The organism is Streptomyces sp. NPDC102402, assembly GCF_044765765.1.
Taxonomy (GTDB): domain Bacteria; phylum Actinomycetota; class Actinomycetes; order Streptomycetales; family Streptomycetaceae; genus Streptomyces.
Genome location: NZ_JBIWKR010000013.1, coordinates 117,626 through 140,526, shown reverse-complemented (window position 1 = coordinate 140,526; position 22,901 = coordinate 117,626). Strand labels below are relative to the sequence as shown.

Here is a 22,901-nt window from a genome sequence, read left to right as displayed (position 1 = left end):
TGGGCAGGCGCGGGGGCGGATGCACGGCAGGCCCCGCTCCGTGCCGGTCGGGGGCGGAGCGGGGCCTGCGCGTGGGACCTGGGTGGGCCGGCGGGGTCAGCCGGTCACATCATGTCTTCGATGTCGGCGGCGATGGGGTCGGCGTCGGTGCCGATGACGACCTGGATCGCGGTGCCCATCTTGACGACGCCGTGGGCTCCGGCGGCCTTGAGCGCGGCTTCGTCGACCTTGCTGGGGTCGTGGACCTCGGTGCGGAGGCGGGTGATGCAGCCTTCGATCTCGTCGATGTTCTCGATACCGCCGAGGCCGGCGACGATCTTCTCAGCCTTGCTGGCCATGTCCTTCTCCCTGGTCTGTGCTTGCGTGGGGCGGCCCACCATGGGTCCGTTTCGTCACGGTAACGCACGGTTGGCCCAACTTCACGGGCGGGTAACCGCACAGTCCCCAATGATGACGATCACCGGCGCTCCGCCTTCCGGCAGGGCTCCGCACCGTATCGCAACTGGTCTACACCAGTTTGCAACGACCGCCAAACCTGGCGTGTTCCGGGAGGATGCCGATGAGTTCGAACGCGGCGAGCGCACCGCAGCGGAAGTGGTGGAACGGGCCGGTCCAGGGACTGCAGAAGGTCGGCCGCAGCCTGCAGCTGCCGGTGGCCGTGCTGCCCGCGGCGGGTCTTCTCGTCAGCCTCGGCAACCTCTTCGACTCCTCGTTGCACGGCGCGTTCTGGGACAAGTTCGCGAAGGTCCTCCTCAACGGCGGAACGGCGATCCTCGACGGTGAGGTGGGCCTGCCGCTGCTCTTCTGCATCGGTGTCGCGATCGGCTTCGCGAAGAAGGCGGACGGTTCGACGGCGCTCGCCGCGGTCGTCGGCTTCCTCGTCTACCGGGGCGTGCTGGCGGCGTTCCCGGTGGACGACACCGTCACCGAGGCCACCCCTGACGGGGTGCCGCAGAATCCGGGTGTCCTGGGCGGCATCATCATCGGCCTGCTGACCGCCGTCGTCTGGCAGCGCTACCACCGTACGAAGCTGGTCGACTGGCTGGGCTTCTTCAACGGGCGCCGCCTGGTCCCGATCCTGATGGCGTTCCTCTGCGTGATCCTGGGGACGCTGTTCGGCCTGCTGTGGCAGCCGGTGGGTGACGCGCTGACGTGGTTCGCCAAGCAGTTGATCGACCTGGGCGCCTGGGGTGCGGCGATCTTCGGTGTCGCGAACCGCCTGCTGATCCCGATCGGCATGCACCAGTTCCTCAACACGTTCTTCTGGTTCCAGGCGGGCGAGTTCACCGGTGACGACGGGACGGTGCAGGGCGACATCTCCCGCTTCTTCGCCGGGGACCCTTCGGCGGGGCAGTTCACCTCGGGGTTCTTCCCGATCATGATGTTCGGCCTGCCGGCCGCGGCGCTGGCGATCGCCCACACCGCACGGCCGGAGCGGCGCAAGGAAGTGTCGGGGCTGATGCTGTCGGTGGCGCTGACCTCGTTCGTGACGGGGGTGACGGAGCCGCTGGAGTTCTCGTTCCTCTTCGTGGCGCCGTTGCTGTACGGGGTGCACGCGATCCTGACCGGTGTCTCGATGGGGGTCACCTGGGCGTTCGGTGTGCACGCGGGGTTCAGCTTCTCCGCCGGGCTGATCGACTACGTCGTCAACTGGCATCTGGACACGAAACCGTGGCTGATCATCCCGATCGGGCTGTGTTTCGCGGTGATCTATTATGTGATCTTCCGGTTCGCGATCACCAAGTTCAACCTCCAGACCCCGGGGCGCGAGCCCTTGGAGGAGGAGGAGAGGACGGAGGAGGACCTCACGAAGTAGAGGTTCCCCCACCCCTCAGGCCCTCGGACCACTGGTCCGGGGGCCTTTGCCACGTCACCCAGGGTGGCGGTGGCACTACCCCCCAGATTGTGAGGAATCGAAGGTTCCTTATCTAACCCTCACCGTGCTAAAACTGGTCTACACCACTGAGTGGTCCAGACCACGCGGCCGTTCCTGCCGCCGCGTTCCTCGAGTCGCCGCCCCCGAAATCCTGTCCCTGGCGGCGCCTTGCCTACTGGAGGAAGTTGATGAGTACGGACACCGCTCCGGCGGCCCCCGCGAAGAAGCGGGGCGCAGGCGTGATGGCTGTCATGCAGCGCATCGGCCGCAGCCTGATGCTGCCGGTCGCGGTTCTGCCCGCGGCGGCGCTGCTGGTCCGGCTCGGCAATGCCGACATGCTCGGCCGCGAGTCGTTCCCCACCGTGATCACGAAGCTGGCCGGTTACATGGCGGCCGGCGGTGGCGCCATTCTCGACAACATGGCCCTGCTGTTCGCGGTCGGCATCGCCATCGGCTTCGCCAAGAAGTCGGACGGCTCCACGGCTCTCGCCGCGGTCACCGGCTACCTGGTCTTCCAGAAGGTGCTCGCCACCTTCACGGACAGCAACCTGCCGCAGGTCGCGAGCGTCGCCGACGGCGAGATCGTCATGAACGACGCCCCGGTCAACGCGGGTGTGCTCGGCGGTGTCGTGATGGGCATAGTCGTGGCCCTGCTGTACCAGAAGTTCTACCGGACGAAGCTGCCCGACTGGGCGGGCTTCTTCAGCGGCCGCCGTCTGGTCCCGATCCTCTCCGCCTTCGCGGGTCTGGTCATCGGCATCGTCTTCGGCCTCATCTGGCCGGTGCTCGGTACGGGCCTGCACAACTTCGGTGAGTGGCTGGTCGGTTCCGGCGCTGTCGGCGCGGGCATCTTCGGTGTCGCCAACCGCGCGCTGATCCCGGTCGGCATGCACCACCTGCTGAACTCCTTCCCGTGGTTCCAGGCGGGCGAGTACGACGGCGCCCACGGTGACATCGCCCGCTTCCTCGCCGGTGACCCGAACGCCGGACAGTTCATGACCGGCTTCTTCCCGATCATGATGTTCGCCCTCCCGGCGGCGTGCCTGGCGATCGTCCACTGTGCCCGTCCGGAGCGCCGCAAGGTCGTCGGCGGCATGATGTTCTCGCTCGCGCTGACCTCGTTCGTCACGGGTGTCACGGAGCCGATCGAGTTCACCTTCATGTTCATCGCGCCGGTGCTGTACGCGATCCACGCGGTGCTGACCGGTGTCTCGATGGCCCTGACCTGGGCACTCGGCATGAAGGACGGCTTCGGCTTCTCGGCCGGTCTGGTCGACTTCCTGCTGAACCTGGGCATCGCGTCGAAGCCCTGGCTGCTGGTGCTGGTGGGTCTCTGCTTCGCGGTGGTCTACTACGTGGTCTTCCGCTTCGCGATCACGAAGTTCAACCTGCCGACGCCGGGCCGTGAGTCCGACGAGGAGCTCGCCGAGCTCCAGAAGGCCGAGGCCAAGTAGTCCGGCCGCCCCGCACGACGGCGAAGCCCCGTCCTCCCACGTGGAGGACGGGGCTTCGCCGTCGTCGCGCGTTCCTGGTGCCGGATCAGGCGGCGTCCGTGTGACGCGGTGCTAGATGTCGTAGACCGCGCCGGGGGCCGCCAGCTCGACGGGGCCGTCGTAGACCTCGCGGGCGTCGGCGAGGTTGCGCTCGGCGTCGGTCCACGGCGGGATGTGGGTGAGGACGAGGCGTCCCGCTCCGGCGGCCGCGGCGTATTCGCCCGCTTCGCGGCCGTTGAGGTGGAGGTCCGGGATGTCCTCCTTGCCATGGATGAACGATGCTTCGCAGAGGAACAGGTCGGCGTCCTCGGCGAGTTCGGCCAGCGCGTCGCAGGTGCCGGTGTCGCCGGAGTAGGTGAGGGTGCGTCCGTCGTGCTCGATCCTGATGCCGAAGGTGTCGACGGGGTGGAGGAGCTTCTCCGTGCGGACGGAGAAGGGGCCGATCTCGAAGGAGCCGGACTTCAGCGTGTGGAAGTCGAAGACCTCCCCCATCGCGTGTTCGGACGGGGTGTCGGCGTGTGCCGTGGTCAGCCGCTGCTCGGTGCCCTCGGGGCCGTAGACGGGGAGGGGGGCGGGCCGTCCCCCGTCGAAGCGGTAGTAGCGGACGACGAAGTACGCGCACATGTCGATGCAGTGGTCGGCGTGGAGGTGGCTGAGAAAGATGGCGTCGAGGTCGTAGAGACCCACATGGCGCTGCAGCTCGCCCAGGGCGCCGTTGCCCATGTCGAGGAGCAGCCGGAAGCCGTCGGCCTCTACGAGGTAGCTCGAGCATGCCGAACCCGCGGACGGGAACGAGCCGGAGCAGCCGACGACGGTGAGCTTCATGGAGCGTGAACCTCCGAGGCCTGGGAACGGGGAGGGTTCGTGCGGTCCGTCGAGCGTAAGGCGCGAAACCGCTGGTCGCTCCTCCAGGGCCTGCCGTTGTGGGGGAACTCACCTGTGCTGTCACCGGTTCGATGGAAGGCCGGGGTGGCGTCGGTCGCCGGTACGGTCGGGTGATGAACACATGGTGGTGGGTGGCGTTGGCTGCCGTCGTCCTGCTGGCTCTGGTGGCCGCGGTCTCCGACGCGCGGGGCCGGGGCGGGCGCGGGCCTCGGCGTCCGGGCGGGCGGACCCGTCCGGCGGGTGCCGCTCCGGGGCATGCTCCTGAGCGGAAGAGGGGGCGCCCGCACGGGGCTCCCCGGCCCGGGGAGATCTGGTGGGCCGACGTGCCGTACGAGGACGGGCCCGGGTCGAAGGACCGGCCGTGCCTGGTGCTGTCGGTGCGGGGTGGCACGGCGGTGGTCGCCAAGATCACCAGCAGGCATCATGAGGAGCGGCCGGGGGTGATCGCGTTGCCGCCCGGTGCGGTGGGTGACGCGCGGGGCCGGCGGAGCTTCCTGGAGACGGACGAGCTGCGGGACGTGGCGCTGTCGGGGTTCCGCCGTAAGGCGGGCGAGCTGGACCCGGGGGTGTGGGGGCGGGTGCGCGGGCTGGGCTGAGTGTGCGGGCGGCGCGGGGCGGGGTGTGCTGCCGCCCCGCGCCGCCCGGAGGTTCTCGGCCGGTGGGCCGTTACGCCCAGAGCTGTCCGTGCAGGGTCTCGATGGCGGCTTCCGTCGTGGGGGCGGTGTAGACGCCGGTCGACAGGTACTTCCAGCCGCCGTCCGCGACGACGAAGACGATGTCGGCGGACTCGCCGGCCTTGACGGCCTTGCGGCCGACGCCGATCGCGGCGTGGAGTGCGGCGCCGGTGGAGACGCCCGCGAAGATGCCCTCCTGCTGGAGGAGCTCCCGGGTGCGGGTGACGGCGTCGGCGGAGCCGACGGAGAAGCGGGTGGTGAGTACGGAGGCGTCGTAGAGCTCGGGTACGAAGCCCTCGTCGAGGTTGCGCAGGCCGTAGACGAGGTCGTCGTAGCGCGGTTCGGCGGCGACGACGGTGACGTCGGGCTTGTTCTCGCGGAGGTAGCGGCCGACGCCCATGAGGGTGCCCGTGGTGCCGAGTCCTGCCACGAAGTGGGTGATGGACGGGAGGTCGGTGAGGATCTCCGGGCCGGTGGTGGCGTAGTGGGCGCCCGCGTTGTCCGGGTTTCCGTACTGGTAGAGCATGACCCAGTCGGGGTGCTCGGCGGAGAGCTCCTTGGCCACGCGTACGGCGGTGTTGGAGCCGCCGGCGGCGGGCGAGGAGATGATCTCGGCGCCCCACATGGTGAGGAGGTCGCGCCGTTCCTGCGAGGTGTTCTCCGGCATGACGCACACGATGCGGTAGCCCTTGAGCCTGGCCGCCATGGCGAGCGAGATGCCGGTGTTGCCGCTGGTGGGTTCGAGGATGGTGCAGCCGGGTGTCAGGCGGCCGTCCTTCTCCGCCTGCTCGACCATGTGGAGCGCGGGGCGGTCCTTGATCGAGCCGGTGGGGTTGCGGTCCTCGAGCTTGGCCCAGATCCGGACGTCCTCGGACGGGGACAGCCGCGGGAGGCGGACGAGGGGGGTGTTGCCCACGGCCGCCAGCGGGGAGTCGTACCGCATCAGCGCATGCCGCCGGCGACGGCCGGGAGGATGGTGACGTTGTCGCCGTCGGCGAGCTTGGTGGAGATGCCGTCGAGGAAGCGGACGTCCTCGTCGTTGAGGTAGACGTTCACGAAGCGGCGCAGCTGGTCGCCGTCGACGATGCGCTCGCGGATGCCGTTGTGGCGGGTCTCCAGGTCGGTCAGGAGGTCGGCGAGGGTCTCCCCGCTGCCTTCGACCGCCTTGGCGCCGTCGGTGTAGGTGCGGAGGATGGTCGGGATGCGGACCTCGATGGCCATGGCGTGGGCTCCTGTCGAAAGCGGGGAGGTGGCGTGGGGCGCGCGTTTGTGTGCCCCCGCGCGGGGGTGGTGCGTACGTGGTGCGCTCGGACCGCGGCTCAGGCCGGGCGGTTCACGGGCAGGCGGCAGCCGGACACATCGCGCTGGAGATCCTGCACAGGTCGACGTGCAGGCGCGCGACGAGCAGCATGCCCGGCGTCTTGTCGCTCACGTCATGGGGAACCATGCGCTCATCGTATCGATTCCCCACCCCGAACCCGGAGTGTGATCCCACATGGTGGATGGTGAGCGTTCACCGGTCGGACATGCTGCGGAGTCGGAGGCTCCGGATACGTCCCGGGCGTCAGGCTGACGGCGCGTACGCCTCGACGACCTCGACCTCTTCCTCGGTGATCTGACCGTCCACGATGCGGTACGAGCGGAACTGGAAGGGGCCGGCGTCGTCGGTGTCCGCGGTGGAGACCAGCACGTAGTGGGCGCCGGGTTCGTTGGCGTAGGTGAGGTCGGTGCGGGAGGGGTAGGCCTCGGTCGCGGTGTGGGAGTGGTAGATGATCACCGGCTCCTCGTCGCGGTCGTCCATCTCGCGGTAGAGCTTCAGCAGGTCCCCGGAGTCGAACTCGTAGAACGTGGGTGAGCGCGCGGCGTTGAGCATGGGGACGAAGCGTTCGGCGCGGTCCGTTCCCGCGGGACCGGCGACGACGCCGCACGCCTCGTCGGGGTGGTCGGCGCGGGAGTGCGCGACGATCTGGTCGTGGAGCGCCTGGGTGATGGTCAGCATGGCGCCCAGGATAAGCAGACGGGCCCTTCCGTACCGAGGGGTGGTACGGAAGGGCCCGGATGCCGGACGTGGCCGTTGGGGCGGCCGGTGTCCCGGAGGCGCCGCGGCGCGGGTCAGCGCTTGGCGAAGGCGGTGTTGTCGGGGTTGCGGGCCTTGAGCACGAGGTAGGAGACGCCGAGGAGGAGGCCCCACACGGGTGCGCAGTACAGCGAGATCCTGGCGTCCTTGTCGATGGCCATCATGACGATGACGAGGGCGATGAAGGCGAGGGCGAACCAGCTGCTGAAGGGTGCCCCCGGAGCCTTGAAGGTGGACTGGGGCAGCTCGCCTCGGTCGGCCTTGGCGCGGAAGCGGATCTGGCAGATCAGGATCATGATCCAGGCCCACATGCCGGAGATGGTCGCGAAGGAGACGACGTAGTTGAAGGCGTCGCCCGGCCACTGGTAGTTGATCCAGACGCCGACGAGCATCAGCGCGGCGGAGAACGTGGTGCCGACGAGCGGGAGGCCGTTCTTCGTCAGCTTGGTGAAGGCCCTGGGGCCCTGGCCGTTGAGCGCGAGGTCGCGCAGCATGCGGCCGGTGGAGTACATGCCGGAGTTGCAGGAGGAGAGCGCGGCGGTGAGCACGACGAAGTTGACGATCGCGGCGCCGACGCCGAGTCCCATCTCCTCGAACGCGGCGACGAACGGCGAGACGCCGGGCTTGAAGGTGGACCACGGGACGACCGAGAGGATCATGATCAGCGCGCCGACGTAGAAGACGGCGATGCGCCACGGCACGGTGTTGATGGCCTTGGGCAGGACGGTCTTCGGGTCCTTGGACTCGCCCGCGGTGACGCCGACCAGTTCGACGGCGAGGAAGGCGAACATCACGATCTGGAGGGTCATCAGCGTGCCGCTGATGCCTTCGGGGAAGAAGCCGCCGTCGTTCCACAGGTTGGCGACGGTCGCGGTGTCACCGGCGTCGGAGAAGCCGAGGGTGAGCACGCCGGCGCAGATGAGGATCATGCCGAGGATCGCGGTGACCTTGACCATCGAGAACCAGAACTCGAGCTCGCCGAAGAGTTTCACCGAGATCAGGTTGGCGCCGTACAGAATGAAGGTGAACACCAGTGCCGAGAGCCACTGCGGGATATCCCACCAGTACGTCATATAGGTGGCCGCGGCGGTGACTTCGGTGATTCCGGTGACGACCCAGAAGAGCCAGTAGGTCCAGCCGGTCACGAATCCGAAGAAGGGGCCGAGGAATTCACGCGCGTACTCCGAGAAGGAGCCGGACACCGGGCGGTACATGAGGAGTTCGCCCAGGGCGCGCATGATGAAGAAGATGACGAGGCCCGCGATGGCGTACGCCAGGATGAGGCTGGGCCCGGCCCTGTCGATGGCCTTGCCCGCGCCGAGGAAGAGCCCGGTGCCGATGGCTCCGCCGATCGCGATCATCTGGATCTGGCGGGCCCCCAGGCCACGCTGGTAGCCCTCGCCCGCCGGGGCCTCGACGGCCCCCTGGCCGTCCGGCTGCCCGTTGTCGACCTGCGCCGATGTCATGGTGGTGCGCCTTTCTCCACGCCGATCCGCGCCGTCGTCGGCGTCGGATCAGGTCCTGATCCCCCCGGATATGGATGGAGTGCCGCCGGCGTTCGGCCGGCTCGTAGCGCCCCCGGGGACAGGGGTGGCGTCCCCGGGCGGTCGTGAAGATCTATCACGCCCGCCGGGAGGAGCCATCGGACATTATGTGGCGCACGCCACAGGAAAAAGCGGACAAGCGTTTCCAGGCACGGCAAAGAAGGCCATTCAGGTGACGGGATCGTTATTCGGATTTGAGCATCTGTTGAGCGAATCCGGCAGCCCGGTCGGGCGTCAGTCGGGCATGAGTGTTTCGACCAGGGTTTCCTGGAGGGCGCCGAGCCAGAGGTAGGCCATCACCATGGGCTTGCGCGGATCGCTGTCGGGGAGGCGGTAGAGCGAGCCGTCCTGCCCCTCGTCCTCGTCCGACACCTCGAGGCGGGTGCCGATGGTCAGCCGGAGGTCGTTGAGCGAGCCCAGCCAGTGGCGGCACTCGTCGGGAGCGAGGGAGAGCACCGCGCCGCCGTCCGAGACCGGCGAGAGCGCGTCCAGCGACCGCACGACCGCGAGGGCGTCCTCGCGCTTGTGGGCGCGCAGGTCATTCTCGGTGAAGCGGCGGAATTCGGCGGACGCCTCGCGCAGCTCCTTGTCCCCGTCGCCGTAGGCCTCGGGGAAGAGCCGGGCCAGGGCGGGATCGGTGGGCGGCTCGCTGGGCCCCTCCGCGAACAGGGCGGCCAGCGGGTCCTCACCCTCGGCGGGTTCGTCGCCGGGGCCGATCAGTTCGAGCAGTTGGACGGCGAGGGAGCGCAGGATGGCGATCTCGACCTCGTCGAGCGCGACGGACGCGCCGCCGCCGGGGGTGGCCTCGAAGTGGCCGGCCATGAATTCTCCGATGATGGGTCGGACGGAGGGCAGCGGTGGGTCAGTTGCGGTCCTGGGTCAGCGTGGCCCAGAGCCCGTAGCCGTGCATGGCCTGGACGTCGCGTTCCATCTCCTCGCGGCTGCCGCTGGAGACGACCGCGCGGCCCTTCTGGTGGACGTCGAGCATCAGCTTGTGCGCCTTGTCCTTCGAGTAGCCGAAGTAGGCCTGGAAGACATACGTCACATAGCTCATGAGGTTCACCGGGTCGTTGTGCACCAGCGTCACCCAGGGGACATCGGGCTCAGGGACGGCGAAGGTCTCCTCGGCCGATTCGGGACGTTCGATCTCTACGGGGGCAGCAACGCTCACCTACCCCATGCTGCCACCAGACAGGGGCAGGCGCACAAACGGCGCCCCCATCTCGTCACTTTGACGAATAGGGAGTAGCATCCCCGGCATGAACTCAGCGGACCTTGGGCGACGGGTCGGTGTGCCGTCGACCGCGCTCTTCACCGACCAGTACGAGCTCACGATGGTGCAGGCGGCACTGAAGGCGGGCACCGCCGGCCGGCGCTCCGTCTTCGAGGCCTTCACCCGGCGCCTGCCCGAGGGCCGGCGCTACGGCGTCGTCGCGGGCACCGGGCGGGTGCTGGACGCGGTGGAGAACTTCCACTTCGACGACGAGATGCTCGGCTTCCTGCGCGACCAGAAGGTCGTGGACGCCCCGACCGTCGACTGGCTGGCCGACTACCGTTTCAGCGGGGACATCTGGGGCTACCCGGAGGGCGAGGTGTACTTCCCGGGCTCGCCGCTCCTGCGGGTCGAGGGGTCCTTCGCCGAGTGCGTGCTGCTGGAGACCGTGATCCTCTCGATCCTCAACCACGACTCGGCGATCGCCGCCGCCGCGTCCCGGATGTCGGCCGCCGCGGGCGGCCGCCGCCTCATCGAGATGGGCGCGCGGCGCACGCACGAGCTGTCGGCGGTGGCGTCGGCCCGTGCCGCGTACATCGGCGGCTTCCACACCACCTCGGACCTGGCGGCCGGGTTCCGGTACAACATCCCGACCGTGGGGACGAGCGCGCACGCCTTCACGCTCCTGCACGACAGCGAGCGGGACGCCTTCCAGGCACAGGTGGACTCGCTGGGCCGGGGCACCTCGCTGCTGGTCGACACGTACGACGTGACGGAGGCCGTCCGCACGGCGGTGGAGGTCGCGGGGCCGGAGCTCGGCGCCGTACGCATCGATTCGGGCGACCTGCTGCTCGTCGCGCACCGGGTCCGGCAGCAGCTCGACGAGCTGGGTGCCACGGAGACGAAGATCGTGGTGACGTCCGACCTGGACGAGTACGCCATCGCCTCGCTGGCCGCCGCCCCCGTCGACGCCTACGGGGTGGGCACGCAGCTGGTCACCGGGAGCGGGCACCCGACGTGCTCCATGGTCTACAAGCTGGTCGCGCGCGCGGGCTCCGCCGACACGGCCGATCCGCTGCTGCCGGTGGCGAAGAAGTCGCTGGGCGCGAAGTCGTCCAGGGGCGGCCGCAAGTGGGCGGCCCGCCGGCTGGACGAGGCCGGGGCGGCCGAGGCCGAGGTGATCGGCAGCGGCGAGGTTCCGGCGGAGCTGGCGGACCGGCAGTTGCAGGTGGAGCTGGTCAGGGGCGGCGAGGTGGTCGGACGCGAGCCTCTGGAGGCGGCCCGCGACCGGCACGTCGCGGCGCGGGCGGGGCTGCCGATGTCGGCGATGCAGCTGTCCCGTGGAGAGCCGGTGCTGCCCACCGAGTACGTGTGAGAGGGGACCGGGCCCGGGCCCCAGGGCCGCCGCGCCTCGCACGGCGCGAGAGCCGAGGCGTGTGCCCCCTCCCGCAGGGTGCGCCGAGTCTCTAGGCTCGGTGGCGATCCCCACCGCTGACATCCGCCGACCCGCCGAACCCCACACCGAAGGACGACCGCCATGCATCGCGCCTTGATCGTCGTTGACGTTCAGAACGACTTCTGCGAGGGCGGCAGCCTCGCGGTGGCGGGCGGCGCCGATGTCGCCGCCGCCATCACCGACCTGATCGGCCAGGCTCAGCCCGGCTACAGCCATGTGGTGGCCACCCGCGACCACCACGTCGACCCGGGTGACCACTTCTCCGCCTCACCCGACTTCGAGCACTCCTGGCCGCCGCACTGCGTCGCCGGCACGGAGGGCGTGGGCTTCCACCCCAATTTCGCCCCCGCCGTGGCCTCGGGAGCCATCGACACGGTCTTCGACAAGGGTGCGTACGCCGCGGCCTACAGCGGGTTCGAGGGCGTCGACGAGAACGGCGTCGGCCTCGCCCGGTGGCTGCGGGACCGCTCCGTCACCGCCGTCGACGTCGTCGGCATCGCCACGGACCACTGCGTGCGGGCCACCGCCCTGGACGCCGCCCGCGAGGGCTTCGCCACGCACGTGCTGCTGGAGCTGACCGCCGGGGTCGCCGAGGGGACCACGGAGCGGGCCCTGGAGGAGCTGCGGACCGCCGGCGTGCAGCTGTCGGGCAAGCCGGTCGTCTGAGCCGGCCGGCAGCAGCTCGGAGCCCCTGGTCCGGCCCGCCGGACCCGCCCCGCGCGCTCAGGCCGCCGGCCGGGCCGGTCCCGCGTATCCGGAGGATCCCAGCAGCGCCCGTATCGGGTGCCAGAGCTCCTGGCCGGTCTGCGGCGCCGTCCGCCAGAGCAGGCCGTCCGGGTGGTGCAGGACCGCCGTGACCTCGTCCGGGGTGGGCGGCTGGGCGTTGCCCCGGAGGTAGACGGCGCGCAGCCCGAGGTTGCGCAGCCTGGTCAGGGCGCGCGCCCGGTTCGCCGCGTGCACCAGGACCCGTACCGGCTCTCCGGGGCCGGATCCCCCGGCCGGGCCGTTCAGGGTCAGTGCCACCACCACGGTGCCGTTGGGCAACCTGCAGAAACCTCCGCCTGCCATGCTTCGCGCTCCCCCGTAAGACTTCGTGTCAATAAGGATCGGTAGGACGCACCTAAACACGATCGGCCGCCGCCCGCTAGAGGGCGACGGCCGATCATGCTGTGACCAGGCGTTTTTCGGTCTACTTGCCCGAGGGTCCGACCTTCACTGTGATCGTCGAGCCGCTGAGCGGCTCGTTCACGATGGTGAGCCGGGTGTTGGTGTCAGAGACCTTGACGCTTCCCGTCGGGTTCTCCGCGTACCAGTAGGTGCCCTTGCGGTCGTCGAAGACCGGGACGCCCAGCGAGGGCTTGATCTTCAGCGCCACGTCGGCGTTGTGCAGCGTGAAGCCCTTGTTCGGGTACCAGCTGAACGGCGCGTCGAACGGCTGGATCTTGTTGCGCAGGAGTGTCCCGTTCGTCCACTTCAGCGGCTTCGCGTGCGAGTCCACCGGCAGGATCAGACCCTGGCCGGGGTGGACCGAGGTGTTGTTGTCCTTCTGGGACGTGTCCCAGAGCCACACCATCAGGCCGTTCTGGTAGGCGTAGTGCTCGACCCAGTCGGGGCGGGTGGTGGTGAAGCCGAAGTTGTACGGGCCGACCTCGAGGGTCTTGTCGTACGAGACGTACTGCCGGTTCTCGGCGATGTAGTACTGGGGGTAGTCGTTGGTGAACGACTCACCGATCCGCGAGAAGCCCTTGCTGGTCCAGCCGTTGTCGTCGCCCTCGGCGTTGTCCGTGAAGAGCGCGGCGCCGTCGGCGGTGACCGTGATGGCGTCGGCCGTGAAGCCCTTGCCGCCCGCGCCGCCATCCGTCTGGTAGCGGAAGCGCAGGTCGATCTTCTTGCCGGCGTAGGCGTCCAGCGGGAAGCTGAGCTTCTTGTACGCGCCGGAGACGTCGGTCAGGGCCGGCTTGTCGCTGGCGTCACGCGGGATGGCCTTGCCGTCGGCGGTGCCGTCGAGCGCGGTCCAGCTGGTGCCGCCGTTCTCCGAGACCTCGGTGTAGAGGTAGTCGTAGTCGGCCTCGATGTCGTACCAGCCGGACAGGTCCAGCGAGGCGGACGTCTTGCCGGTGAGGTCGACCGGGCGGGTCAGGGTGTTCGACAGGTCGTCACCCATGTCGCTCCACCACTGCTTCGAGCCCTCGGCGGGCTTCGTCACGGTGGTGGTGACTTCCTTCTCGGGCAGCTCGACGACGAGCGCCTGCTTGTCCTTGGTGTTGTACTCCGAGACACCCAGCTTGTGGGTCGACTTCGTGGCCGCCTTGGCCGTCGCGTAGTCGAGCCAGCCGAGCTGGAGCTTGTCCCAGGCGGTCATGTCGCCCGGCAGGTTGCCTATCTCGCCGTCGCCGGTGCCGAGCCAGGAGCCCGCCGACATCAGGGACCAGAAGCCGACCGAGTTCTCGCCGCCGCCGGAGGTGTCGTAGAGGTCCGGGAGGCCGAGGTCGTGGGCGTACTCGTGGGCGAAGACGCCCAGTCCGCCGTTCTCGGGCTGCGCGGTGTAGTCGCCGACCCAGATACCCGTGTCGCCGATCTCGGCGCCACCGGCCTTGTTGCCCTCGGGACCCGTCGCACCGGCGTTGGTGCCGTACGCGTACCAGCGGTGCGCCCAGATGGCGTTCGTGCCCTCGGCGCCGCCGCCCGCGGACTCGTCCTCGCCGGCGTGGACCAGCTGGAAGTGGTCGATGTAGCCGTCGGGCTCGTTGAAGTCGCCGTCACCGTCGAAGTCGTAACGGTCCCACTCGTCGTACTGCGCGAGGTCGGCCTTGATCTCGTCCAGGGAGCGGCCCTTGGCCTTCTGGTCGGCGACCCAGGCGTTGACGCCGTCGCGGACGGTGTCCCAGACGTTGGCGCAGTTGGTCGAGCCGCAGTAGTTCGAGCCGTAACGGGACTCGTTGTACGGGACCTTGACCCAGTCCGAGACCTCGCCGTCGACCGAGTAACGCCCGGAGGACGTCTTCTCGTAGTACGTCTTCAGCGATTCCTTGCCCTTGCCCTGACCGAAGTACAGGTCCTGGAAGTGCTGCTGGTCGTAGTCGGCCTGCCAGGCGGTGCTGTTGTCCTTCGCCGGGTCGGGCTCGGCTATCTCGTTGTGCTGCGGGCCGGGCGTGCCGCCGAACTTCTTGACGGGCGGCTTCGGGCCGTCGCCGTCGGGGTCGAACATCGTGGTGTCGTCGACCTGGTCGCCGAACTCCACGAGGATGGTGAAGATCTTGTCGGTCTTCTCCCGGCCGAGCTCGACGTACTTGCTCTTGCCGAGCTTGACGACCTTGGAACCGTCCTTGGTGGACACCTTCTTGTCGCCGGCCAGGACCTGCTCCAGCGCGGCCTGCCGCTGGGCGTCCTGCTCCTTGCTGAAGGGGCCTTCCAGGTCGTGCTCGGTCGCCTTGACCGGCGCGGGGTCGCGACGGTCGACGACGGAGGTGCCGGATCCCGGCGCCTTGTCGTCTGCCTGGGCTGTGGCGAAGGTGGACGCCGTCGCGGCGGTGGCGGCCAGCGCCACGGCCACCGCGGTGGCGCGCAGCGCCCGTCTCTGAGTGATCACTTGATGCAGTCCTCCCCGGCGTTCGCGTCCGCGGCCAGGGGGTGAAGACGGGCCGCGCGCGTTCAACGCGTCACAAGTGACGACATTCGATCGGAGTTACGAGAGAAAAGACAGACCTTGACTTGCACATACCAAGTGCACTATGCGGGAGTGACGTTCCGGAATCCGGACGCACATCCGGGCGGCCCGATCGTCCAACCGGCGCGCCGGGCAGCCTCGTTGGTCACAACGTGACTCCGTGCGCCCCCCGTGCACCGGTACCGTGGGTTAGGTCACGCTTACTACCGGTTCCTCACGGGCATCCACCGTCGTAGAGTCGATTGACAGTGCGAACGTGTTGAGAGACTGCCCCTATCCGACACCCCGAGGACGGATACCGCCATGCCGCGTCCGACTGCCGCACAGTTCCTTTACGGTTCGGCCACCGTCGTCATCTCCGCCCTCGCCATGCTGCTGCTGTTCCGTACGGAGTCCGGCATCGGTGTCGCCGCCGTCGGCACCGCGGCGCTGGTGCTCGGCCTGCTGGTGGCCCTGGCCCTGCCGGCCCGCGCGAGGCCGGCCCGGAGGGTGGCACCGCCCGCCGCCGCCCGGACGCACCGCACCGTCGAGGACGTGGAGATCGCCACCGTCCGGCGGCAGCACGTCGGGGAGCACTCGCTGCACCGCTGACCCCCGCGGCTCAGGGGACACTGACGACCACGGTCTTGCCCGCCTTGTCCTGCAGACCCTGCCGGTAGGGCTTGTCCGTGAACATCAGCACGATGTTGATGAGCCACCACAGGCACGGACAGCACAGCAGGGCCGGGAGCCAGAGCACCACGGCCCGCATCAGCGAGGAACTCGTGTCGGGCACCGAGCCGTCGTTGAGCATCGCGACGCGCATCTTCAGCAGCCGCTTGCCGGGCGTCCGGCCGTCCTTGTGGGTGAAGTACGTGTCGTAGGCGACGTAGACGACCAGGCCGATCAGCGACCAGACCAGCTGGTGGCCCGAGTAGGCGTTGCCGACCGCGTTGCCGAAGTCGTCGTTGCCGTCGTCCGACGAGACGTCGACCGCGCCGCCGAAGGGCAGCGAGATCAGATACAGCGGGATCGAGATGATGAGGAAGTCGATCAGCCGCGCCAGGATCCGTCTGCCCGGTTCGGCGAGCGGCGGCATACCGGCCAGCGGATCCGCACCACCGCCCCCGTACGGGTCGTTCGGCGGCGGGGGCGGAGGCGGCGGCCCGCTGTCGTAGGGGGAGCCGCTCGACGGGGGCGGAGGCCCCTGCGGCGGCCTCTTCGAGAAGGGGTCGTCGTCGCCGGGCGGCGGAGGCGGTGGCACGTTACTCATGGGGGCAGTGCACCCCGGCCCACGAGGGCCCGCAACGGCAGAGGTCCCTTCGGGGGACGGGGCGTCAGCACACGGGCGTACGCGACGTCATCGCCCCGCGACGAAGGTGCGGGCCGCCTTGTCGTGCCAGCACTGGCGCCACGGCCGGTCGAAGAGGCACCAGAGGACGTTGAGCACACCGACGACGAGCAGTCCCAGCACCCCGTAGACCAGCCAGCGGCGCAGTGCGGCGCCCAGACCCGGCGCGTCGTGGGACTCGATGTCCCGCACCTCGATCCCGCACAGGGTCTTCCCCAGCGTGCGGCCCCATCTGGCGGTGGGAAGGGCCTCGATGACGAAGCCCAGGACCAGGAAGGCGGCGAGCACTCCGCCGAACAGTCCCGCCGTGGTGGCGTCCAGGAGCCAGACGGTGACCGTCTCGCCCGACATCCTCGCCACCTCGATCTTCCGGTCGATGTGGTCCATCGCCTGCGTGACCAGCGGGAAGCCGACCGCCCCGACGAGCGCGCCGAGGACGACGGTGTCGAGGATGCGGGCGGCGAGCCGCTTGCCGAGCCCGGCGGGCCTGGCGGAGCTCTGGGACCGGGCCAGCTGCTGGAAGGGGTCCTCCACCGGCGGCTTCCAGGGCACGACGGGCTGCTGCCGCTCGGGTCCCGCGCCCTGGTGCCGCGCCGGCACCGGGCTCTGCTGCCGGGCGCCGGGCTGCGGCTGCGGGCGAGCCGTCCGCTCGGGCTGCGCGAGCTGGTGGGCCTGCTGCGCCCAGGACGCGGACCCACCGCCGGGTCCCGGCGTCAGAGGCGTGGGCAGAGCGGGTGCCTGCCCTTGTACCAGTGCCCGCCCTTGTGCCTGTGCCTGCCCCGGTGGCTGTGCCTGTGCCCGCCCTTGTGCCTGTGCCTGCGCCTGCGCCTGCCCCGGTGGCTGTGCCTGACCTTGTGCCTGCGCCTGTGCCCGTGGCGGGGTGGGCGACGGCGTGGGGGCGGACGGCTGTGCCGTGCCGCCGGGCGGTACGGCACGGATCGTCATCGTGCCGTCGGCGGGGGCCGGCCCCTCCTCACGCGGACGCGGGGGCCGGGCGGCTCCACCGGGGCCAACCGCGCGCATCGTGACCGTGCCCTCGGCCGGCGGCCGGCCGGAGTCGCCGCTGCCGCCGGGCCGGTCGACGCGGATGGCGACGGTTCCGTCGCTCACCCCTTCGTTGCCGTCCCGCATCCCGGGCAGGGCACCGCGCGTCGGGTCAGGGGCGCCGGGCTGCCGGGGGTCGGCGGGGGCGCCGTCGGCCGGGGCGGCGGGGGGCGCCGTGAGGGGTTCGGTCGTACGCGGGTCCTGGCCGCCCCAGGACACGCGGTCGTCGCGTTCACCGCCGAAGCCGGTCTGCCGGGAGGTGTCGGCCTGCCAGGCGGACGCCGGCCGGGGACGGATGGGGGCCACGTCGGCCTCCGGGGCGCTCGTCCCACCGCCGCTGTCCGGCCCGTCGACCTCGTCGAGGTACATCGGTCCGGTCTCGTCCACCGGGGCCTGCCGCTGCGGGGCGGGGCCGGCCGTCGGCGTCCCGTCCTGCCCGGGCGCGGGCCGGCTCGTGCCGGGGACCCACGAAGCGCCGTTCCAGTACCGGACGTAGCCGGGAATGGACGGGTCGGGGTAGTAGCCCTCGCGGGGGCTTTCGTCACCGGGTGCCGGGGTTGGGGCGCTCATCACCGTGGTCCCGTATCTCTTCGAGTCCTCAATACAAGGGTCCACATCTATCAGACCTCCGAGCACCCCCGGGCCGGTCCTGCTGTTTGGACCACTTTCAGGGTCCGGGGAAGTTTTTCTGGGAAGTCGCGTCATAGACGCCGGGGAGGGCGCTCTCTCCTTGTGCGGACCGGTCGAGGGACCGGCCCCTACGAGCATCGGAAGGTCGTGCACCCCCATGCAGAACGCCGTGGAACGCGAGCTGGAAGTGAAGCTGGTCCTGTCGCTCGAGCGGTCCGTCCCGGTACCCGCCCGGCTGTCCTACTTCACCGACGACCCCTACGCCGTGCACATCACCTTCCACATCGGCTCCGAGTCGCCCGTCCACTGGACGTTCGCCCGCGAGCTGCTCGTGGAAGGGGTGTTCCGGCCGTGCGGGCACGGGGACGTCCGGATCTGGCCGGCCAAGGTCGAGGACCGCGGCGTCATCTGTGTCGCGCTCACCTCACCCGACGGCAACGCCCTCCTGGAGGTGCCGTCGGGCGCGGTGGCCGCGTGGGTGGAGCGCACCCTCCGGGTGGTGCCGCCGGGGACCGAGAGCACACTGCTGGGGCTGGACGGGGCCCTCGCCGAACTCCTGACCCCGCTCCCCGCCGACGACCCGTGGCTGAGCGACCCCTGGCCCCAGGACGAGCCGCAGGACGGCGAGGGCTGAGCGGTGGTGCGCGGCCGTCAGAAGAGCTTGCCGGGGTTGAGCAGCCCGAGCGGGTCGAAGGCGGCCTTGATGCCGCGCTGCAACTCGACCCCGACCTCGCCGAGTTCGCGGGCGAGCCACTCCTTCTTCAGTACGCCGACCCCGTGTTCGCCCGTGATGGTGCCGCCCAGTTCGAGGCCCAGCGCCATGATCTCGTCGAAGGACTCGCGGGCCCTGCGGGACTCGTCGGCGTCGGTGTGGTCGAAGCAGACGACGGGGTGGGTGTTGCCGTCGCCCGCGTGGGCGCAGACGCCGATGGTGAGCCCGAACCTCTCGGCGATGGCGGCGGTCCCCTCGATCATCGCGCCGAGCTTCGAGCGCGGCACGCACACGTCGTCGATCATCGTGGCGGACTTGACGGTCTCCAGGGCGGGGAGGGACAGCCGGCGCGCCTGGAGCAGGAGTTCGGACTCTGCGACGTCGTCCGCGGGCACGACCTCGGTGGCGCCGGATGCCGTGCACAGCTCCCCGACGGCGGCGAGGTCGGCCGCCGGGTCGGGCGTGTCGAAGGCGCAGAGCAGCAGGGCCTCGGTGCTCTCGGGGAGGCCCATGGAGGCCATCGCGTTGACGGCACGCACGGTCGTACGGTCCATCAGTTCGAGGAGTGACGGGGTGTGCCCTCGCTCCATGATCCGGCACACCGCGTCACAGGCCGCCGCCGCGGAGGGGAACTCGGCGGCGAGCACGAGCTGCCGCGGCGGGCGGGGACGCAGCGCGAGGACGGCTTTGACAACGATGCCGAGGCTGCCCTCGGAGCCGACGAAGAGGCGGGTCAGGTCGTATCCGGCGACGCCCTTCGCGGTGCGCCGCCCGGTGTTCAGGAGCCGGCCGTCGGCCAGGACGACCTCCAGCCCCAGGACGTACTCGGCGGTGACGCCGTACTTCACGCAGCACAGCCCGCCGGAGGCCGTGCCGATGTTGCCGCCGATCGTGCACGTCTCCCAGCTCGACGGGTCCGGCGGGTAGTACAGCCCGTGTTCGTCGACGGCGCGGGAGAGCGTCGCGTTGACGACGCCCGGCTCGACGACCGCGATCCGGTCGACGGGGCTGATCTCCAGGATGCGGTCCATCTTCACCAGGGAGAGCACGATGCAGCCGTCGGAGGCGTTGGCGGCGCCCGACAGACCGGTGCGCGCGCCCTGGGGCACGACGGGGACCCGCAGGGCGGTGGCGGTCCGCATCACGTGCTGGACCTCCTCGACCGTCCGCGGCAGCACCACGACGGCAGGGGCACCGGCCTCGCAGAAGCTCGCCATGTCGTGGGCGTACGAGGCGGTGACGTCCGGGTCCGTGATCAGGGCCTCGGCCGGGAGACCCGCGCGCAGTCGTTCGAGAAGATCGTCCATGATCCAAGCGTGTCACCCGGGGCCAATGGTGTGAACCCGTCTGCGTCAGCCTTCGCGGAGCGCGATGCGATCTTCGTACTGACGCAGAGTGATGGCCATGGATGCCAAGCCGCAGCAGAACCCGGAGCCGCCCCCCTCCCCCCTGCCGCCGCAGGGTGCGACGGCCGTACCCCCGCTTCCCACGCCGATGCGCACCACGCTGCGCAGGGCGGCGTTCGGTGCGGTGGCCGGCGCCGTGCTCGTGGCCGGTGCGGTGATCGCCGTACCGGACGGCTCCGAGGAGGCCCCGCCCCCCGTGGCGGGACCGGTGGCACGGGCCGAGGCCGCGGCCGCCGCGGGTGCGCCCGCCTCCCTGTCCGATCTGACGGCCCTCATCGGCGACCGGCAGAAGTGGGTGGAGACGCACCCCGCGGACGCCCCGTCCTGGGCGGTGCTCGGCACGGCCTACGTCGAGTGGGGCCGGCGGGCGTCGGACGCGGCGTACTACACCCGGGCCGAGCAGGCCCTCCAGCGCTCGCTGGCCGCTCAGCCGGGCGAGCGCGGGAACGCGGAGGCCTGGGTGGGGCTCGGGGCGCTCGCCAACGCCCGGAACGACTTCCTCGCGGGGAAGAAGTGGGGTGAGACGGTCCGCGCGCGGGAGCCGAGGAACTGGACGGCGTACCCGGTGCTGATCGACGCCTACAACGGCCTCGGCGAGTACGCGGCGGCGGGCAGAGCGACGGAGAAGTTCGCGACGCTGCGCAAGGGTGCCCCCGCCCTGGCCAGGACGTCCGAGATGTACCGCAACCAGGGCTGGCGCGAGGACGCCCTCGCCACCGCCCAGGAGGCCGCGGACCGTGCGGCCGCGCCCGCAGAGAAGGCTGCGGCCCTGCACCGGCTCGGCACCCTCGCCGCGGAGCGCGGGGAGCCCGCGGAGGCACTCGCGCAGTACGACGCGGCCCTGCGGACCGACCGCGGCCATCTGGTCTCCCTCGCGGGCCGGGCCCGCGCCCTGGTGGCCCTGGACCGCACGGACGAGGCGCTGGACGCCTACCGGACGGTGACGACGAAGCTGCCCCGCCCCGCGTACGTGCTCGAACTGGGTGAGCTGTACGAGTCGCTGGACCTGGACGGCGACGCCCGCACCCAGTACGCGGAGCTCCGCTCCCTCCTCACCAGGGCGGAGGCCGACGGGGTCGACGAGTCGCTGACCGAGGCCCGCTTCGAGGCCGACCACGGCGACCCGGAGGCGGCGGTGGAGCTGATGCGCACCGTGTGGGAGTCGCAGCGCCGCAGCTCGGCGGTGGCGGACACCCTTGCCTGGTCGCTGCACCGGGCGGGCCGGAGCGAGGAGGGCATGCAGTACGCCGAGCGGGCCGTGGAGACCGGCGTACGGGATGCCTCGTACGCGTACCACCTGGGGATGATCGAGAGCGCCCTCGGCCAGGACGGCCCCGCCCGCGGTCATCTGGAGGAGGCCCTCCGCACGGACCCGGGCTTCTCACCGCTGGCCGCACCGCTGGCGCGGGAGGCCCTGGACGCCCTGGGCGAGCCCTCGTCGGGCGGCCCGGCGGACATGCTGCCGCCCTCCCCGGAGCCGGCCCCCGAGCCCCCGGCTCCGGCGCCTTCCGCGGCCGGGACGACGCCGGAACCCCGGCGGGAGCCGAAGGCGGAGTCCGCACCCGAGCCGAAGCCCTCGCGGCCGGCGGCCCCGTCCCCGTCCCCGCGTGCTCCGGAGCCGGGCGGGACGGCGGCGCCGTAGCGGGACGGAGGAGGGCGCCCCGGGGCTTCGGGGTGCCCTCCTCCGCCGCGTCCTGGCTCGATCTCCAGGTCGAAGACCGGCTAGAGGTTTCCGCGCTTCTCCTGCTCGCGCTCGATCGCCTCGAACAGGGCCTTGAAGTTGCCCTTGCCGAAGCCCATCGAGCCGTGCCGCTCGATCATCTCGAAGAAGACCGTCGGCCGGTCCTGGACCGGCTTGGTGAAGATCTGCAGCAGGTAGCCGTCCTCGTCGCGGTCGACGAGGATCTTCAGCTCACGGAGCGTCTCGACCGGAACCCGGGTCTCTCCCGCCCACTCCCCCAGGGTGTCGTAGTACGAGTCCGGGGTGTCCAGGAACTGCACGCCGGCCGCCCGCATGGCCTTCACGGACGCGACGATGTCGTTCGTGGCGAGCGCGATGTGCTGGACGCCCGCGCCGCCGTAGAACTCCAGGTACTCGTCGATCTGCGACTTCTTCTTCGCGATCGCCGGCTCGTTGATGGGGAACTTCACCTTCAGCGTGCCGTCGGCGACGACCTTCGACATGAGGGCGGAGTACTCGGTGGCGATGTCGTCGCCCACGAACTCCTTCATGTTGGTGAAGCCCATGACCGTGTTGTAGAAGGTCACCCACTCGTTCATCCGGCCGAGCTCGACGTTGCCGACGCAGTGGTCGATGGCCTGGAAGGTGCGCTTGGCGGCCGGCTCGACGATCGGGTCGGCGGCGGCGTAACCGGGGAGGTACGGGCCGTCGTAGCCGCCGCGCTCGACGAGCGTGTGGCGGGTCCTGCCGTACGTGGCGATGGCGGCCATGACGACCGTGCCGTGCTCGTCCTTGACCTCGTACGGCTCGGTGATGCCCCGCGCGCCGTGCTCGACGGCGTAGGCGTATGCCGCGCGGGCGTCGGGGACCTCGATGGCGAGGTCGACCACGCCGTCACCGTGGGTGTGCACGTGGTCGGCCAGGAAGGTGCCCCACTCGGTGGACGCCTTGATGACGGAGGTGAGGACGAAGCGGGCCGAGCCGTTGGTCAGGACGTAGCTCGCGGTCTCGCGGCTGCCGTTCTCCGGGCCGGAGTACGCGACGAGCTTCATGCCGAAGGCGGTCGAGTAGTAGTGCGCCGCCTGCTTGGCGTTGCCCACCGCGAAGACCACCGCGTCCATTCCCTTGACCGGGAAGGGATCGGCCTGCCGGGCGGTGTCGGGGGTGGTGTGCACAGTCTCAGTCATGTCCGAAGGTTCCCGCCGGTTCGCAA

The 22,901-nt window shown here is 70.4% G+C and carries 23 protein-coding genes; 8 read left to right on the top strand and 15 right to left on the bottom strand.

Features of this window, described 5'->3' with window-relative positions; translation table 11 throughout:
• Positions 1-104 precede the first annotated feature (104 nt).
• A complete protein-coding gene (locus tag ACIRJR_RS29410) occupies positions 105-338 on the bottom strand; it encodes a glucose PTS transporter subunit EIIB (protein WP_014156020.1) in 234 nt (77 codons plus the stop codon).
• Between the two features lie 221 nt (positions 339-559).
• Here ACIRJR_RS29410 and ACIRJR_RS29405 point away from each other — a divergent pair, with 221 nt between their 5' ends.
• Together ACIRJR_RS29405 and ACIRJR_RS29400 are read left to right on the top strand one after the other, a co-directional pair.
• Positions 560-1,816, top strand: coding sequence for a PTS transporter subunit EIIC (locus ACIRJR_RS29405; protein ID WP_403786149.1), 1,257 nt, complete (start codon positions 560-562; stop codon positions 1,814-1,816).
• Positions 1,817-2,064: 248 nt separating this feature from the next.
• Positions 2,065-3,330: a PTS transporter subunit EIIC gene (locus ACIRJR_RS29400; RefSeq protein ID WP_403786147.1), complete on the top strand. Its 1,266-nt coding sequence runs from the start codon at positions 2,065-2,067 to the stop codon at positions 3,328-3,330.
• A 111-nt stretch (positions 3,331-3,441) separates the two neighbouring features.
• Here ACIRJR_RS29400 and ACIRJR_RS29395 read toward each other — a convergent pair whose 3' ends face one another.
• On the bottom strand, positions 3,442-4,194 hold the full coding sequence (locus ACIRJR_RS29395) for an MBL fold metallo-hydrolase (protein ID WP_403786145.1): 753 nt from the start codon (positions 4,192-4,194) through the stop codon (positions 3,442-3,444).
• A gap of 173 nt (positions 4,195-4,367) precedes the next feature.
• Between ACIRJR_RS29395 and ACIRJR_RS29390 the strand changes: the two genes are divergently transcribed.
• Positions 4,368-4,850 (top strand): type II toxin-antitoxin system PemK/MazF family toxin, encoded by a 483-nt coding sequence (locus ACIRJR_RS29390; RefSeq protein WP_403786143.1) that lies wholly within the window; start codon positions 4,368-4,370, stop codon positions 4,848-4,850.
• A 70-nt stretch (positions 4,851-4,920) separates the two neighbouring features.
• Here ACIRJR_RS29390 and ACIRJR_RS29385 read toward each other — a convergent pair whose 3' ends face one another.
• From ACIRJR_RS29385 to clpS, 7 genes are all read right to left on the bottom strand, one after another.
• Positions 4,921-5,871 (bottom strand): cysteine synthase, encoded by a 951-nt coding sequence (locus ACIRJR_RS29385; protein WP_358979423.1) that lies wholly within the window; start codon positions 5,869-5,871, stop codon positions 4,921-4,923.
• Positions 5,871-6,149: a MoaD/ThiS family protein gene (locus ACIRJR_RS29380; protein ID WP_376380094.1), complete on the bottom strand. Its 279-nt coding sequence runs from the start codon at positions 6,147-6,149 to the stop codon at positions 5,871-5,873. The genes ACIRJR_RS29385 and ACIRJR_RS29380 overlap by 1 nt, the downstream gene beginning before the upstream one ends.
• A gap of 112 nt (positions 6,150-6,261) precedes the next feature.
• The gene (locus ACIRJR_RS29375; RefSeq protein WP_403786140.1) at positions 6,262-6,375 is read right to left on the bottom strand and encodes a putative leader peptide; all 114 of its coding nucleotides are present in this window, start codon (positions 6,373-6,375) and stop codon (positions 6,262-6,264) included.
• Between the two features lie 117 nt (positions 6,376-6,492).
• Complete coding sequence (locus ACIRJR_RS29370; protein WP_403786139.1) at positions 6,493-6,927, bottom strand: Mov34/MPN/PAD-1 family protein; 435 nt, start codon at positions 6,925-6,927, stop codon at positions 6,493-6,495.
• A 113-nt stretch (positions 6,928-7,040) separates the two neighbouring features.
• Positions 7,041-8,471, bottom strand: coding sequence for an amino acid permease (locus ACIRJR_RS29365; RefSeq protein WP_403786137.1), 1,431 nt, complete (start codon positions 8,469-8,471; stop codon positions 7,041-7,043).
• 312 nt (positions 8,472-8,783) lie between these two features.
• Positions 8,784-9,371, bottom strand: a complete 588-nt coding sequence (locus ACIRJR_RS29360) for a DUF2017 domain-containing protein (protein WP_403786135.1) — start codon at positions 9,369-9,371, stop codon at positions 8,784-8,786.
• Between the two features lie 40 nt (positions 9,372-9,411).
• A complete protein-coding gene (clpS, locus tag ACIRJR_RS29355) occupies positions 9,412-9,720 on the bottom strand; it encodes an ATP-dependent Clp protease adapter ClpS (RefSeq protein ID WP_031100168.1) in 309 nt (102 codons plus the stop codon).
• Between the two features lie 88 nt (positions 9,721-9,808).
• Here clpS and ACIRJR_RS29350 point away from each other — a divergent pair, with 88 nt between their 5' ends.
• Both ACIRJR_RS29350 and ACIRJR_RS29345 read left to right on the top strand, forming a co-directional pair.
• On the top strand, positions 9,809-11,137 hold the full coding sequence (locus ACIRJR_RS29350) for a nicotinate phosphoribosyltransferase (RefSeq protein WP_403786133.1): 1,329 nt from the start codon (positions 9,809-9,811) through the stop codon (positions 11,135-11,137).
• A gap of 162 nt (positions 11,138-11,299) precedes the next feature.
• The gene (locus tag ACIRJR_RS29345; RefSeq protein WP_403786131.1) at positions 11,300-11,884 is read left to right on the top strand and encodes an isochorismatase family protein; all 585 of its coding nucleotides are present in this window, start codon (positions 11,300-11,302) and stop codon (positions 11,882-11,884) included.
• Positions 11,885-11,941: 57 nt separating this feature from the next.
• Here the strand turns inward: ACIRJR_RS29345 and ACIRJR_RS29340 are convergent, their stop codons facing one another.
• Both ACIRJR_RS29340 and ACIRJR_RS29335 read right to left on the bottom strand, forming a co-directional pair.
• Entirely contained in the window at positions 11,942-12,286 is a 345-nt protein-coding gene (locus ACIRJR_RS29340) for a hypothetical protein (protein ID WP_103516706.1), read from the bottom strand.
• A 121-nt stretch (positions 12,287-12,407) separates the two neighbouring features.
• Positions 12,408-14,807, bottom strand: a complete 2,400-nt coding sequence (locus ACIRJR_RS29335; RefSeq protein WP_403786129.1) for an immune inhibitor A domain-containing protein — start codon at positions 14,805-14,807, stop codon at positions 12,408-12,410.
• A gap of 381 nt (positions 14,808-15,188) precedes the next feature.
• Here ACIRJR_RS29335 and ACIRJR_RS29330 point away from each other — a divergent pair, with 381 nt between their 5' ends.
• Positions 15,189-15,476 carry a hypothetical protein gene (locus ACIRJR_RS29330; RefSeq protein WP_403786127.1) on the top strand — a complete coding sequence of 96 codons (288 nt, stop codon included), beginning with the start codon at positions 15,189-15,191 and terminating at the stop codon, positions 15,474-15,476.
• Positions 15,477-15,486: 10 nt separating this feature from the next.
• Here ACIRJR_RS29330 and ACIRJR_RS29325 read toward each other — a convergent pair whose 3' ends face one another.
• Together ACIRJR_RS29325 and ACIRJR_RS29320 are read right to left on the bottom strand one after the other, a co-directional pair.
• The gene (locus tag ACIRJR_RS29325; protein WP_403786125.1) at positions 15,487-16,137 is read right to left on the bottom strand and encodes an RDD family protein; all 651 of its coding nucleotides are present in this window, start codon (positions 16,135-16,137) and stop codon (positions 15,487-15,489) included.
• 87 nt (positions 16,138-16,224) lie between these two features.
• On the bottom strand, positions 16,225-17,829 hold the full coding sequence (locus ACIRJR_RS29320; protein ID WP_403786123.1) for an RDD family protein: 1,605 nt from the start codon (positions 17,827-17,829) through the stop codon (positions 16,225-16,227).
• 217 nt (positions 17,830-18,046) lie between these two features.
• Between ACIRJR_RS29320 and ACIRJR_RS29315 the strand changes: the two genes are divergently transcribed.
• Positions 18,047-18,523: an SsgA family sporulation/cell division regulator gene (locus ACIRJR_RS29315; RefSeq protein WP_403786121.1), complete on the top strand. Its 477-nt coding sequence runs from the start codon at positions 18,047-18,049 to the stop codon at positions 18,521-18,523.
• 17 nt (positions 18,524-18,540) lie between these two features.
• Here the strand turns inward: ACIRJR_RS29315 and ACIRJR_RS29310 are convergent, their stop codons facing one another.
• The gene (locus ACIRJR_RS29310; protein ID WP_403786119.1) at positions 18,541-19,908 is read right to left on the bottom strand and encodes an FAD-binding oxidoreductase; all 1,368 of its coding nucleotides are present in this window, start codon (positions 19,906-19,908) and stop codon (positions 18,541-18,543) included.
• Between the two features lie 97 nt (positions 19,909-20,005).
• Between ACIRJR_RS29310 and ACIRJR_RS29305 the strand changes: the two genes are divergently transcribed.
• Positions 20,006-21,649, top strand: a complete 1,644-nt coding sequence (locus ACIRJR_RS29305) for a tetratricopeptide repeat protein (protein ID WP_403786117.1) — start codon at positions 20,006-20,008, stop codon at positions 21,647-21,649.
• 80 nt (positions 21,650-21,729) lie between these two features.
• Here the strand turns inward: ACIRJR_RS29305 and hppD are convergent, their stop codons facing one another.
• Positions 21,730-22,875, bottom strand: coding sequence for a 4-hydroxyphenylpyruvate dioxygenase (hppD, locus tag ACIRJR_RS29300; protein WP_403786115.1), 1,146 nt, complete (start codon positions 22,873-22,875; stop codon positions 21,730-21,732).
• Positions 22,876-22,901: the final 26 nt, after the last annotated feature.